At 66.3% G+C, this 12,515-nt stretch carries 16 protein-coding genes; 10 read left to right on the forward strand and 6 right to left on the reverse strand.

Going from position 1 to position 12,515, the window contains the following annotated elements; all coding sequences use genetic code 11:
- The first annotated feature begins 334 nt into the window (after window positions 1–334).
- On the forward strand, window positions 335–703 hold the full coding sequence (locus ACTXG6_RS03555; protein ID WP_445189895.1) for an STAS domain-containing protein: 369 nt from the start codon (window positions 335–337) through the stop codon (window positions 701–703).
- On the opposite strand, the gene ACTXG6_RS03560 is transcribed toward ACTXG6_RS03555, so the two are convergent.
- Both ACTXG6_RS03560 and ACTXG6_RS03565 read right to left on the reverse strand, forming a co-directional pair.
- Window positions 615–1,091 (reverse strand): ATP-binding protein, encoded by a 477-nt coding sequence (locus ACTXG6_RS03560; protein WP_445186325.1) that lies wholly within the window; start codon window positions 1,089–1,091, stop codon window positions 615–617. The genes ACTXG6_RS03555 and ACTXG6_RS03560 overlap by 89 nt on opposite strands.
- Window positions 1,092–2,983: 1,892 nt before the next feature.
- A complete protein-coding gene (locus ACTXG6_RS03565; protein ID WP_445186326.1) occupies window positions 2,984–3,469 on the reverse strand; it encodes a hypothetical protein in 486 nt (161 codons plus the stop codon).
- Window positions 3,470–3,763: 294 nt separating this feature from the next.
- Here ACTXG6_RS03565 and ACTXG6_RS03570 point away from each other — a divergent pair, with 294 nt between their 5' ends.
- The 7 genes from ACTXG6_RS03570 to ACTXG6_RS03600 all read left to right on the forward strand — a co-directional run bounded on the left by ACTXG6_RS03570 (window position 3,764) and on the right by ACTXG6_RS03600 (window position 7,252).
- Window positions 3,764–3,970, forward strand: coding sequence for a CsbD family protein (locus tag ACTXG6_RS03570; RefSeq protein ID WP_445186327.1), 207 nt, complete (start codon window positions 3,764–3,766; stop codon window positions 3,968–3,970).
- A 117-nt stretch (window positions 3,971–4,087) separates the two neighbouring features.
- A complete protein-coding gene (locus ACTXG6_RS03575; protein WP_445186328.1) occupies window positions 4,088–4,357 on the forward strand; it encodes a glycosyltransferase in 270 nt (89 codons plus the stop codon).
- Window positions 4,358–4,949: 592 nt separating this feature from the next.
- Complete coding sequence (locus ACTXG6_RS03580; RefSeq protein ID WP_445186329.1) at window positions 4,950–5,114, forward strand: hypothetical protein; 165 nt, start codon at window positions 4,950–4,952, stop codon at window positions 5,112–5,114.
- A gap of 177 nt (window positions 5,115–5,291) precedes the next feature.
- The gene (locus tag ACTXG6_RS03585; protein ID WP_445186330.1) at window positions 5,292–5,414 is read left to right on the forward strand and encodes a hypothetical protein; all 123 of its coding nucleotides are present in this window, start codon (window positions 5,292–5,294) and stop codon (window positions 5,412–5,414) included.
- A gap of 329 nt (window positions 5,415–5,743) precedes the next feature.
- Window positions 5,744–6,013, forward strand: a complete 270-nt coding sequence (locus ACTXG6_RS03590) for a hypothetical protein (protein ID WP_445186331.1) — start codon at window positions 5,744–5,746, stop codon at window positions 6,011–6,013.
- Between the two features lie 94 nt (window positions 6,014–6,107).
- Window positions 6,108–6,413 carry a hypothetical protein gene (locus tag ACTXG6_RS03595; RefSeq protein ID WP_445186332.1) on the forward strand — a complete coding sequence of 102 codons (306 nt, stop codon included), beginning with the start codon at window positions 6,108–6,110 and terminating at the stop codon, window positions 6,411–6,413.
- A gap of 5 nt (window positions 6,414–6,418) precedes the next feature.
- Window positions 6,419–7,252: an RNA polymerase sigma factor SigF gene (locus tag ACTXG6_RS03600; RefSeq protein ID WP_445186333.1), complete on the forward strand. Its 834-nt coding sequence runs from the start codon at window positions 6,419–6,421 to the stop codon at window positions 7,250–7,252.
- Between the two features lie 170 nt (window positions 7,253–7,422).
- Here the strand turns inward: ACTXG6_RS03600 and mihF are convergent, their stop codons facing one another.
- Window positions 7,423–7,680 (reverse strand): integration host factor, actinobacterial type, encoded by a 258-nt coding sequence (gene mihF, locus ACTXG6_RS03605; protein ID WP_445186334.1) that lies wholly within the window; start codon window positions 7,678–7,680, stop codon window positions 7,423–7,425.
- Between the two features lie 137 nt (window positions 7,681–7,817).
- Between mihF and ACTXG6_RS03610 the strand changes: the two genes are divergently transcribed.
- Window positions 7,818–8,315: a hypothetical protein gene (locus ACTXG6_RS03610; protein ID WP_445186335.1), complete on the forward strand. Its 498-nt coding sequence runs from the start codon at window positions 7,818–7,820 to the stop codon at window positions 8,313–8,315.
- A 176-nt stretch (window positions 8,316–8,491) separates the two neighbouring features.
- A complete protein-coding gene (locus tag ACTXG6_RS03615; protein WP_445186336.1) occupies window positions 8,492–8,992 on the forward strand; it encodes a hemerythrin domain-containing protein in 501 nt (166 codons plus the stop codon).
- Window positions 8,993–9,172: 180 nt separating this feature from the next.
- On the opposite strand, the gene ACTXG6_RS03620 is transcribed toward ACTXG6_RS03615, so the two are convergent.
- The 3 genes from ACTXG6_RS03620 to ACTXG6_RS03630 form a co-directional block, all read right to left on the reverse strand.
- Window positions 9,173–9,481 carry a putative zinc-binding metallopeptidase gene (locus ACTXG6_RS03620; protein ID WP_445189896.1) on the reverse strand — a complete coding sequence of 103 codons (309 nt, stop codon included), beginning with the start codon at window positions 9,479–9,481 and terminating at the stop codon, window positions 9,173–9,175.
- Between the two features lie 940 nt (window positions 9,482–10,421).
- Entirely contained in the window at window positions 10,422–11,573 is a 1,152-nt protein-coding gene (locus ACTXG6_RS03625; protein ID WP_445186337.1) for a glutathione-independent formaldehyde dehydrogenase, read from the reverse strand.
- Window positions 11,574–12,031: 458 nt separating this feature from the next.
- Window positions 12,032–12,199 carry a hypothetical protein gene (locus tag ACTXG6_RS03630; protein WP_445186338.1) on the reverse strand — a complete coding sequence of 56 codons (168 nt, stop codon included), beginning with the start codon at window positions 12,197–12,199 and terminating at the stop codon, window positions 12,032–12,034.
- Window positions 12,200–12,515: the final 316 nt, after the last annotated feature.

Below are 12,515 nucleotides of genomic sequence, written 5' to 3' on the forward strand. Positions count from 1 at the left end.
CCTCGCGGACACCACAAAGTATCCACACCTGGACACACAGCGGCAAGATAGCTGCAGTTGCTACAGCAGATATTCACCGTGACGGAGTATCCTAAGCACACAGTGACTGCTGCCGTTATAACCTGGTTGCCGCGCGCGTCGCGCTCCGCGATACGAGGTTGAAGGTTGTGGTGGGCATGGGCTGGCAGAACGCGCTGGTGCGCGAGTCGGCAGGTCAGCACCGACCTGGTCACCGCCCACCTGGTCAGTACCAGCGATGTGGAGGGTGGTCGTGAGCGCGGCGGCCGCCGAGGCTGGGCCGGCTGAGTTTTCCGTGGCCCACCCGGCCTGGGAAATGTGTGTGATCAGGGTGCGGTGTGAGCTGGATATGTTGACTGTGCCCACCTTGTCACAGCTGCTGTCCCAGGAGCTGGCGGTGAGCTACCGGGCCCTGGTGGTCGATTCGACCGACTGCGAGTTCGCCGGGTCCTTGGCGCTGGCGGCGCTGACTCAGGCGCATCAGCACGCCACGAGCGGGGCGAAGACGAGGTTCGCGCTTGCGGGCACCAGCCGAATCGTCGCAAGAGCGCTCGAAACGTCCGGTCTTGGGACGTTGTTTGAGACCTACCCGACGGTCAGCGAGGCGGTGGCGACTCTAGGCCAGGAGCAGGCGGGCGAGGCTCGGGCAACGGGGTCGATGATCTGGCCGGGACCGGATAGCTGATCAAGACGACGTGGGTACCAGTGTCGGTGGCATGGAACTGCACGGACTCACACACCGCCCGCATCACAAACATCCCCCGCCCACGGAAGCCTGAGCTGGCCGGTGGTGGTTGCCACCGGCCGCCATCGACCACAGTGATCACGACCTGGCTGGTTTCATCCATCCGGATCGCCACGTCGGCATCGAAACGGATCGCCACCCTCGAGGAGCCGTCGGGGTAGTGGTGTTGCACCGCGTCCGACACCGCCTCATTCGCCGCCAACACCAGATCGTCGATGCCCTCGACAGGCCAGCGCAGCGCGGCCAGCCACTCACGCAACAATCGTCGAGCCGCCGACGGGGCAGAAGTGTTGACCGCCAACCGCTGGCGCAATGCCGATCCGATCATCCACCCACCTCCGGTTGTCCGTGTCAGGCTCGTGCTGACCCGGCCCAACAACTCGTCCCTCCTAGGCCATCGGGTTCCCGGAGGCTTCACGAGCTAACCCCGTGTCGCGGGTGGCGCCCCAGGCCGCCTTCTCGGCCAACAACTCGCACACCCTGACGGCCTACTGCCCCTCGATCGCGCCGGTGAGCCGCGGCGGTTACCCACTTCACCGGTTCCGCTCTTCAACGCGGGCGATAACGCGCACCGCGGGCTCGAACACGACCCGACCTCGGACGGTAGCGCGGCCCGGGCGGCAACGCTGCTGGCCGACTGAGCGGCCGGGTCGGCCTCGCGCCTGCCCTGCATGTGGTTGAGTTGCCGTCGGTCATGGGCCGAGGCCAGCGGGCGCTACGCGTGCCGCTGGTCGCTGGTCGCTGGTCGCTGGGGATCGGACCACGCGGACGCGGTAGCCGGGCCCGGTAGTCGTCTCGGGGAACGACTCGTCCTGTTCTAGTGGCTGGCGCGTACCGCTGCAATCGGGGGACCCGATTGGGGCGCCCAGCGGACGACCACCGCCGAGCTATTGCCTAGATAAAGAAAGGGGCCGGCCCAGCGTAATCGCCGGGCCGGCCCACGAGAGGGAGGACATCAAACTATTCTTGACTTCGATCCTGAATCCGATGTACACCGATACGTCGCGGTGACCACCTCCATCTAGACCGTTGCTCAACCTCTTGTGATCCCTTGCGAACCTAAGCTTTGCGCCCTGGTGGTGCTGGCGCTTCCGCGTTGCCCGCTTGCTTACGGGTGGAATTTCTAACAGCCCCGATCGTAGGTGTCAACCGAGCCGTGATGCCCGTCACATTCGCTCTTGGGATCATGTGAAGTCCCGGCGTGAAGCTGCCACCTATCCGAACAAATCGCCAGGTCAACGGGGTCACTCTAGCTGCGCCGTCACCGGTGTTGGTCGCTACCCAAGGCGAAGGCGAGATGCCGACTTCGCGTAGTGCGCGCAACATTCCGGCGCCCTATTAGACGTGGACATGGAAAGGGGGCCGGCCCAGCGAAATGGCCGGGCCGGCCCACTCAGAGGGACGAACTGTCCTGAGTCTGGCGTGCGGCGCGGAACCGCCGGCGACCGCCTCCGTTCGGACCGTTCCTCAACCTCCCACAATCCGTTGTGCACCACTGCTGCCGCGTCGCCTCGCGCGACGCTCTTCTGACGGGTCACTGTCTCTGACGGCGCACTTCCTAACACCTGCATCCGCCACCGTCAAGCCCCAGATTTGCGGGGATACCCCGTCACGAGACGAGCGCACGGAAGGCTGCGACAGACGGTCGCGGCGCTGCAGCGACACCACCTCCATCGAGGGGCAACCGCCCGGCGACGCACAAGGTGCCCCACAACGTGACGCCGCTAGTCACGGATGCCGAAGCGCTGCGGCCTGGGGGCCCGGGGGGCTACTCGTGGGCGATGGCGGTCTGGCCACAGGCGTTGCGGTTGGTTCGAGGAAGATGTGGTTTCCGCGTTTCACTTTGCGCTGTTGGGTCGTCAGCGTGTCCGGCTCCGGGCGGCGAGAATGTCGGACAGGTCCCGAACGAGGTCCCTGACCTCGTCGAACCCTGTGGCCCGGTCGAGTGGGGCGACGACGTGGTAGCCGATTCCGCCTGTCGCCATCAAGAAGGGGAAGGTTCGTAGCTCCGGATGCCCGGAACGGTGAGCTCGACACCCCTTCCTGAGACTGGGATCAGCAACATCAACACGGTTCCCCGAGGGCGGAGTGCAGCCTGGCGATCGCGCTGGCCGAGTTCGGGTTGCCAGCCAGGAGCTGAGCAGTATCAGGCTCAACCCAGCGGCGGATCGTGCTGTGAACTCTTCGCCGGGCGAGTGGCGCCACTGCCCGTCGTTACTGTTAGCCGGCGACGTGGTGGTCCGCCCGAGTCAGCGGACGGTCATCCGACCAGCTATAGGCCGGACTCCGATCGTGCGGAAGATAGCTACGCAACCGGCCCAACACGGTGGCCCACTGATCTGTCGACACCGGACCTACCTCGGCGTGATCGGTACCGACCAGGCGCTGGTTACTCACCTCGTGCAGCCACCGCGCGACCGCACTCGGCGCTGGAACCAATTGATCCACAATGTCATCGGCGATTCGGTACAACGTGGGCCCGACCGCCGGTGGCTCACCCACGCGAGGCTGACGCACGAGATACCAGCCGTGATCGATGCGCCACCCCACCGCCCACCCCGGGGCCGCGGCCAGGTGCAGGCCGATCTGAACCAGCCCGAGATCATGATCGACCGTGACACCGAGGTCGGCGGCCGCGGCCACGACGGCGTCGCGGTACCCCCACACCGCGGGCCCGGCGTGGAGGCCCAACTCCTCGATGAGCAAACCCGATGTCAACCCGCCACCCGCTTGCATGTCTCGCTCCTACCAGCCGATACAACTCTCAATGCCTGCATAGCCCCCTTTCATTCGGGTCAAACAAAGCTCAGATAACCCGGCACGACGGTCGGTCCTGTCTGGCCGGGCTTGTTGCCACGCTACGGACACGCCCGTCACGGGAGGAGTCCACCCGAAATACCGCGGCCCTCGTGGACGGGCGGGGCTTAAGGCGCCCGAGGTTGGGTATGCACTCCGCGTTGGATCATCGGAGATCATGACAAGACCGAAGGAGGGCTCCCTGTGGGTGCACTGGAGGAAGCAAAAGGCAAGGCCAAGGAAGCGGCCGGGAGCGTCACCGGCAGCGATGACCTTCGCACCGAGGGACAGGCCCAACAGCGCAAGGCTGACGAGCAGGACAAGGCCGAGAGCGCTCGTCTCGAGGCGGAGAAGCATGAGAAAAAGGCCGAAGGCCATGAGGGTGTCGAGGCCAAGCACCAGGGCAGCTGACCGATTTCTCTGATCGTCACGCCGGTGGCGAGTGAGGAACACAGGGTTTCATCGACGCCGATGTGACCTGCGACCGTGGGTGTATCGAGAGGTGCTAGTGATCAATCGGTCGGTGTGGTGGTCCCCGCTCACAATGAGCAAGCCCGAATTGGCGGGTGCCTGCGCAGCGTCCGCGCGGCCCTCGCTCTCCTGCCGGCGGAAATCCATGTCGAGGTGATCGTGGTGTTGGATCGCTGCCGCGATCGGACGCCACAATTGGTTGCCACAGACCTGCGGACCTGGCCGGGCGCTCGAGCTTTGACGATCTCGTGTCGCCCGGCCGGGACCGGGGTGGGATTTGTGCGTGACCTGGGCGTGAGTGAGCTGTTGCGCGGACTGCGCGCATGAGCTGAGCGGGTGTGGTTGCTCAGCACCGATGCCGACACCGTGGTGCCCCCGCACTAGGCCGCGGCGGAGCTGCGCTACGCCGCCGCCGGCGCACACGGGGTTGCGGGCTTGGCTGATCTGGCCGACGAATCCGGGCTGGACGAGTACACACGGCGGCGCTACCGCGCGATCGTGGCCGCCGGTATGCGCGGAGCCGCGCACGAGCACCTCTACGCTGCGAACCTCGGCGTCCGCGCGGATGCCTACCTGCGCTGCGGCGGCTTCCCCACACACGGCCACGGCGAGGAGCGACAACTGTGGACGGCCATGTCCGCTTCCGGCTGCCGGTTACGCCAACCCAGCGATCTGCGGGTGCGTACCAGCGCCAGAACCCATGGCCGGGCACAGGGCGGCGTCGCCGACCTACTCCGATCGTTGCAAACCGAGAACGCACCGGGAACGACCTCGGCGAACGTGGCTAACACCGGCCCACCGCCAACCGTTCTGGGCTCATGGATTGTCGGTGTGGGTGTTCGTAGGTGTGAAACCGTGGCGCCGCGGGAATCCGCCGCTGTGGCCCCACCTGGGGTCTCCCGGTCAGAGGCGGTGCATCATGGGTTTGATCATCGGTTTGTTGGTGCTGTGGGTCGTTTTGGCCGTGGTCGGCTTCGCGGTCAAGTCGATGCTGTGGCTCGCCATCGTCGGCGTCGTACTGTTCGTTGCCACCGGCATCTTCGGTGGCGTCCGTGGACGCGGTCGTGGAGGCGTGCCCCGCTGAGTGGGCCGCCGCTCGCAACCGGCCTCGCTACTGACTAGTCTCCGCGCCCGGCCGTGCCGACCCGGGCTGCCCGGCACGGTCGGGGCGCACGGCGTCCAGTTTGTCGGTTTCGCCGTGGGGGGTAGGAACTTTATGGCCCAGGAACCCCGCGAATCTGAAGAACAGTCAGCTTCGGGCATGGCACTTCGGTCGGGCCTGGCGATGAGCGAGCTGAGCCCGCGGCGGCTCTGGCACGACTACCTCGCCCTTGGCGGGAGCCGGTTCCGCCACCATCGGCTTACCCACGACGAGAACTGGTAGCCGTCACACCACTGCTCTCGGTTGTTGCCGAGGTGGGCGGGCACAGTCCGAGGGTGTGGAGCACACTGGTGGTACGACGGATCAACACAGTGGGCCGGCGGGACTCGGCTGGTTGAGCGGGGCCCGGCAGGTAGACCTGTGCGTTGGGCCGTCCAGCATGTTCTGGCGGCTTCGGATCACCGCCAGAGGTAGGTCCCGCTGGTTGAGCGCACAGCCGGTGAGGCCGTTCTCCACTACGTGGCGGACGAGCCCCACACGGCACCGCGCCGTGGGGTCGACATCGGACTGGTCAACAGTTGAGCACTGACTACCCTGACGCCCCCGCCCGGTTGGACGTCATCACCGATGCCCTGGCGGGCTTGCGCGACATCGTCGCCGCGGAGATTCCCCTGGCAACAACCCGGCGGCGGATCGCGGCCAACGCGGTCGCACTCATCCCCGACGCGGACGCCGTCACGATTACCGTGCTCGCCGGCCACGACGGACCGGAGACGGTGGCGTGGACCGATGCGCGGTGCTTAGACATCGACAAACAGCAATACACCGCCGACCGCGGCCCATGTCTGGACGCCGCGGGATCACCCCGACCTCGAGGCTGACAGATCGGAAAGACACCGCGGGCAGCCGCGACCCGAACGATCGACCCAGGGCCGATTACTCAGCGCAGACACACAGTTGAGAGAGGAGTCTCAGGTGCCGACCGACGCCGCGGCCGCACCGGGCAGCAGTGCACCGCACCAGCTGACATCACGTCGGATCAGTGTGTGCGGTCCCGCCCAAGCCTGGTTTGTGCCCACGATACGGGTCATGGCGGCGGATCTCGCCGGGCGAGCAGACTTCACCCTGGATGGCATCGACGACCTACGCATGGCCGTGGACGAAGCCTGCGGCTGCCTGCTTCGCCTGGCCGATCAGGAGCAGCCATCGCACTGCTCGTTCCAGGCGAGCCCAGCCAAGATCGAAGTGCGGCAGATCCGTGCAACTAAGACAGCACCCTGACCGCGATGACGACCGCCGAAGGCCGCGACCGGGACACGCCAGTCACCCGAGTAACGCACGTCGGCGCAGCTAACCACGATGATGACGAGTACGAATACCTGGCTCCGGTGCTGACCCAGTACCTGCGTTTGCCCACCAACGAGCCGGCCCGGATTCGGCTGCGGGAACAGCTGGTCAACGGTTATCTTCCCGTCGCCCACCATCTGGCTCGCCGCTACTCCCATCGCGGCGTACCCCTCGAGGACCTCACCCAGATCGCGGCCCTGGGCTTGCTGCAGGCCATCGACCGGTTCGACCCCGACTACGGCTCCTCGTTCCTGGCCTACGCCATCGTGACGATGCAGGGTGAGATCCGCCGCTACTTCCGCGACCGTACCTGGTCGATGCGAGTGCCGCGCAGGCTCAAAGACCTGCACCTGTCGATCAACCGCGCCAGCACAACCTTGGCCTCGCAGCTGGGCCGAGCCCCCCGACCCAGCGAGCTCGCCAAGTACCTGGAAATCTCCACCGAGGAAGTCCTCGAAGGACTGGAAGCCGGCCAGGCCTACGCCACCGCGTCGTTGGACCAAAGCCTTGAGGGTTCCGACAACGACGCCGACACAACCATCGATCAACTCGGCGAGGACGACCCGGACCTGGCCCGGGTTGAGATCCACGAGACCCTCGGGCCGTTGCTGGCCAAACTGCCCGCACGGGAACGCACCATCCTGGTGATGCGCTTCTACGCCAACATGACCCAATCACAGATCGCGGACAGGCTCGGGCTGTCCCAGATGCATGTCTCCCGGATCCTGGCCCGAACTCTGACCGAACTGCGCACACGGGTGGAGCAGGGCTGACCGACCTAGGCCGGGGTCATCTGCGGCTGGCTAGTCGTCGTGATGCGCCAGTGTGCCCACGGTGTCGTCCTTGGGGTCTTGTTGGGCTCCGTGCGGTATCTCCTCGGGGTCCATCGCCATGCCGCGATCGGATAGCCGCAACTTCTCCTCAGCTTCCCGGGCGTCCTGACTCAGTTCGTCGGCGCGATACCCACCTTGTTCAGCACCGCGGAGGCCCTGGCCGGCCCATATCCCGGCACCGCTCGAATCAATGCCTCGACCTTCGTCTTGGCCACGATGGGGTCGACAGCGGAGCGGGCGAAGACGGAGGCAACACTGGCCCTGCCACCTCGGACTTCGTCCAGCAGCGCACACCGGGCGGTACGAGCGGCCGCTGCCTTCTCCAACGCCTCAGCGCGTTGTTCGGGAGTCAACGTCGGAAGTGCCATGTCGAGATCCAGGCAATTCACCCGGCGGGGCCACGTTGCCAATGTCGTGGCCCCGCCGGCCAGCTCGTGCCCAGGCGCATCGGTTTCGTTCGATGTTTGGGCGGGTACGCCCGGAGCCCGCCGACAAGGAGGTCGAGATGGCAAACTCCGGGGACGAACCGCAAGCCCAGCGCCAGCAGATGAGCCAGGGGCAACCCGGTGGCAGGTCCAGTCGTGGCCCAGAACCCGACCCCGGGGGCACCGCGGAACCGCAAGGACTAACACCTCCCTACAACCGCGACGATTCGCCAGAGGCCCAGGCGGCGGCGGCCGACGGTGTGGGCAAGGCGTTCCGTGCCGACGAATACGGTGGGGAGCCCGGCCCACCCACTCCGGTGTCGAAAGAGGAACGCGAAGGTGTGCCGCCGACCGACACCACCGCGGCGACGCCGCTGGGAGTCGGCGAATCCACCAGCACCGGAGGTGAAGAACTCGCCGCCAAGGAGGGTAAGGAGGCAGGCCGGGAAGACACCGGAACGAAAGGCCCGGCGCAGCGCCCGACCGGCACGTCAACCGGCGAGGACTCGACCGGGATCAACCCGCAGGACTCCACGGAAGACAGCCCGAACGTGACCGCGGGCGACCAAGGAGGCTGACCGAGTCCGAGGGCAGCCGCGCCCACTTGCGCGCTTCGAGACGGCGTGGCCAAGCTGGCTCAGCCGGGCAAGCTCAAAGCGGTACTCGACGCTCTGCCGGCAACCGGCACCCCGTAATCTGCCGCGTTCAAACGACCATCTTTGCATCCGTTCTCAACCAAACCATGGGAGTTATTTTGTCGACTGACGCCATCGTCATCCTCAAGGACGACCACAAGCACATCCGCAAGCTGTTCAGCGACTTCCAGGAAGCAGGACCGAACGCGAAAAAAACCAAGGCCAAGATCGTCACCAAGATTATCGAAGCGCTCACGATCCACACATACATCGAAAATGAGTGCATGTATCCCGACGTTCGAAACTTGCTTCCGGCCGTCGAAGACGATGTGCTCGAGTCCTACGAGGAGCACCATGTCGCTGACGTGCTGTGCATGGAGTTGGCCGCGATGGGCCCGGACGACGAACGGTTCGACGCCAAGACCACCGTGCTGATCGAGAACGTCACGCACCACATCGAAGAAGAGGAACAGGAGTGGTTCCCGAAGGTACGGGAAAGTTTGAGCCGCGCACAACTGCAGGAAATCGGCGAGCGTCTTTTGGCCACAAAGAAAAAGGCGCCCAGGTCTCCGGCGCAGCCCGGAGCCGTCAAGAAGGTGGCTGACGCCCTACTCAGCTGACCGCCCCACCGCCGCTACATCGACGCCCGGACACGCCGATAATGCTCCGACGGCAGCTCCATGCCAGGCGGATCGACGTTGGCCATGACCGCGCCCGAACACTCCGGTGACCACCCCCGGTTGCCCCGGCGCCCCGGTGGCCGCCGAGCACCCCGTGCTGGCGTTCTGGCCGGCTGGTGGTCAGTGTGGGCCGCCGCTGCGGTGGTGGGTTGTCGTTTCGGCTGTGGCGATGGTCGTGCGGTGTACCCAGGTGAGCTTCTCGACGACGGTGGGGCTCAGGACGAAGTCATCGCGGCCCATGCTGCGGTTGACCGCGTTGAGGGCGTAGGTCAACGGCAACCAGTCGGCCAAGATCACCTGGAACTTCTCGTGATCAGTGTCCATGCTCGGGTGGGTAGAGAGGGCGTCCTCGGGCCGGTCGATGCGCATCCCGTAGGCGGCGGCGGTTTGCAGGTGTCGCGGATGTGGAGGTAGTGGGCGAACAACGATGTCACCCGCCCCGGTGACGGCACCGCTGGCGCCGAGTCGCGGAGCCGGTGAGCGATGCCGCGGACCTCAGGGCCCTCGGAATGCGAGTTGCCGGTCGGTGCGTTGGTAGTTCCGCAGTTCACATTGTTGGTTGCGGTGAGCACGCTGGTACTGGCCACCGTGCAAGGGCCGGAGTGGGGTTGGGCGGACCCACACTCTCGCCCTGTTCGTCACGGCGCCGGTCGCCGCGGCGGCGTCGGTGCAGCGGACTCAAGTGGCCGCCGGCTAGATCGACCTTCCGCTGGGGCTGGTGTTGCTAATCTCGTTGGCGCACCCAGAACACCTCGTTCGTTACGTCGTGCCCGTAGCGTCGGCCCCAACGTCCAGAAGCGGCACGCCGCCGGGTAGCGGGCACGCGCGGTCGGCGCTGCGGTTCAACGGAAAGATCGTCGCCTTGCTGAGAGGCGGCCGTCTCCGACCAAGCGCACGCCCTTCAAGGAATGGCTCAGCCTCGATCCAGGGTCCGAGCTTGCTTGGTCTGCGCTGGCGCGCGAAGCCCTTGAGTTCGCCCGCAGTTGACGAGCAGGGCTCCCGTATCTACGGCCAGCCCCAACCGGACGCACGAGGGTGAACTGGATCCTGCTGCCAGCTCAGACTCCTCGGTGTGGTCTGGCCCGGCGATGGCCGCGTCTGAGCATCGCCGCTTCCCGCTAGTGCGTCGGCAACTCCCGAATGCGCTGGTAGCTGCTGGCCCGAGCCGACTGGCGGCTGGCCGCGCGTTCGGGAGTCCCGGGCCTCCACGACAGCACGTAGCGCACGGCCTCGAGCCGAGCGCGCTTCTTGTCGTTGCCCTTGATCAAGGTCCAGGGCGCGTCCGCGGTGTCGGAGAAGGCCCTCCGGCCGCGGAGAGGCGGCGCGGAGGGCTTGGCTTCGTCGTGCGGCCCTTCGTCGTGCGGTGGGGTCAGCTCGCCGACATCTGCGGCTTGAGCACGACCTTCGTCCAGCCGTTCTCGCGAGCGTCGAAGGCCTTGTACGCTTCCGGGGCGCGTTCGAGTGGCAACTCGTGGGACACGATCCAGGACGGCGTGCACTTGTTCTCCTGGATGAGGCTGAGCAGGTTGCGGTTGTACCGCTTCACCGGGCACTGGCCGGTCCCCTGCGACTGGCCCTTGAACCAGTGCAGCCCGAAGTCGAACGGGACCTTGCCCTGCTTCTCGAACTCGTCCGGGGCCTTCGGGTCCTGCGGGACGTAGACGCCGACCGTGCCGATCCGGCCGGTGAACTTCACCGAGCGGACGAGCTTGTCGAGCGTGTCGTTGTTGTGCTCTTGACCCTTTGGATCGTGCGCTTGGTATCCGACGCATTCGCACCCGCAATCGGCTCCCCATCCGTTCGTCTGGTCCAGCACGAACTGGACGGGGTCGAGCTTGGAGTCGTCGATCGGGATGGCGCCGATCTCCTCGGCGAGCCGGAGCCGGTCGGGATGCCGGTCCACGATCCACACCCGCGACGCGCTCTTCAGGATGGCCGAGAGCGCGGCCATCAGCCCGACGGGGCCGGCGCCGTAGATCACCACAGTGGCGCCGGGGTAGAGCCCGGCCATCTCGGTCGAGTGCCAGCCGGTCGGGAAGATGTCGGACAGCATCACGTAGTCGTTCTGCCGGTCGCGGGCGTCCTCGGGAAGCCGCAGGGCATCGAAGTCGGCCCACGGCACGCGCAGGTACTCGGCCTGTCCGCCCTGCCAGGGGCCCATGTCGGCGAACCCGTACGCGGCCCCGGCGATGCCGGGCTTGTTGGCGGTCAGGCAGTAGTTGGTCAGCTGGCGCTCGCAGTTGCCGCAGTGTCCGCAGCTCACGTTGAAGGGCGCGGAGACCATGTCGCCGACCTTGATCCTCTCCACGGCGTTGCCGACCTCGACGACCTCGCCGAGGTTCTCGTGGCCGAACACCCGCCCCGGTTCGAAGCTGGTCCGGCCCTCGTACATGTGCAGGTCCGAACCGCAGATGTTCGTGCTCGTGATGCGCACGATCGCGTCGGTCGGTTTCTCGATCCTGGGGTCCGGCACCTGCTCCACTCGGACGTCTCGGGGGCCGTGGTACACGACTGCCTTCATGCGGGATTTTCCGTCCTTCCGGGTCACGTCACGGCGTGATGGGCTACATCGCGGTTAAGGCGATCGTGCGCTTTACGGAAGGGTTGGCGTATCGGCCCGAGAGGACGAAGCCCGGGACCGCAACCTGCCCGCGTGGGCGGGCGACGCGCTGCGGCTGATCAGCGAATTCGCCATCAGGACCGCAGCAGACGTGCGGGACCGGACGGTGCTCGCGCCGCCCGCCGGTCGATCCGCCAGTGCTGCGTCAGGCCACGTTTGCCCTCTGGACGATCTTGCGTAGTCGTGGGTTGTGCGCACGCCGCCGGCCTCCCCGTGAGTGCGGCTAAGCGGGCGCAACCTGGTGCGCGGGCGGACGGTGGTGGGGACCAACGCACGCAGACCCAACGCACGGCACACACACGCCACGTCCTCCGCGAGCGCGAGCACTCGGCTCTTGCCTGGGAACTGCCGCGGGGCGGTCAGAGCCGGCCAATCCGGGCACCCCCACCCACGCCGGCTAGGAATAGCGCCAAGAAGAGCAGCCCGGCGGTCAGCAGTACAGTCGCGGTGACCACGCTCAGTGTGATGCCGGCAAGCTCGAAGATCAGGGCGATAAGGAACAAAACCGCGGCGACGATGGCGAGCATCGGATCCTCCAGGCAACCGTAGGGATCAAAACCCAGGCTTAGCTGAGTACCCAGGCCGGACCGGAATACACCGCCGTAGTCGATTTACGTCGTCCTGGATAAGGCCCGGGGACATCTGGTGATCCCACCGGCTCCGTGTCAGCCTGGTCATGCATCGCGAGGTTCGATGGGTTTGCGCTGATCAGGAACCAACCCCGAATCTGAGCTGGGCGACCGGTGGAGTTCGCCGCGTCGGAAGCCATGGGCAGACATGGCGGCGGGGACCGCGTGCGTAGGGTCGTCCGGGTGCGCCAGACCGAGGCGTTGCCCGAGCAGC

The organism is Pseudonocardia sp. Cha107L01 (assembly GCF_052566575.1).

Bases quoted from the DNA above. Each gene is read 5' to 3' on its own strand.
- mihF (WP_445186334.1), bottom strand. From the start codon at position 7,680: ATGGCACTTCCGACGTTGACTCCCGAACAACGCGCTGAGGCGTTGGAG.
- ACTXG6_RS03630 (WP_445186338.1), bottom strand. From the start codon at position 12,199: ATGCTCGCCATCGTCGCCGCGGTTTTGTTCCTTATCGCCCTGATCTTC.
- ACTXG6_RS03580 (WP_445186329.1), top strand. From the start codon at position 4,950: ATGGGTTTGATCATCGGTTTGTTGGTGCTGTGGGTCGTTTTGGCCGTG.
- ACTXG6_RS03560 (WP_445186325.1), bottom strand. From the start codon at position 1,091: ATGATCGGATCGGCATTGCGCCAGCGGTTGGCGGTCAACACTTCTGCC.
- ACTXG6_RS03555 (WP_445189895.1), top strand. From the start codon at position 335: ATGTGTGTGATCAGGGTGCGGTGTGAGCTGGATATGTTGACTGTGCCC.
- ACTXG6_RS03600 (WP_445186333.1), top strand. From the start codon at position 6,419: ATGACGACCGCCGAAGGCCGCGACCGGGACACGCCAGTCACCCGAGTA.
- ACTXG6_RS03625 (WP_445186337.1), bottom strand. From the start codon at position 11,573: ATGAAGGCAGTCGTGTACCACGGCCCCCGAGACGTCCGAGTGGAGCAG.
- ACTXG6_RS03610 (WP_445186335.1), top strand. From the start codon at position 7,818: ATGGCAAACTCCGGGGACGAACCGCAAGCCCAGCGCCAGCAGATGAGC.
- ACTXG6_RS03585 (WP_445186330.1), top strand. From the start codon at position 5,292: ATGGCACTTCGGTCGGGCCTGGCGATGAGCGAGCTGAGCCCGCGGCGG.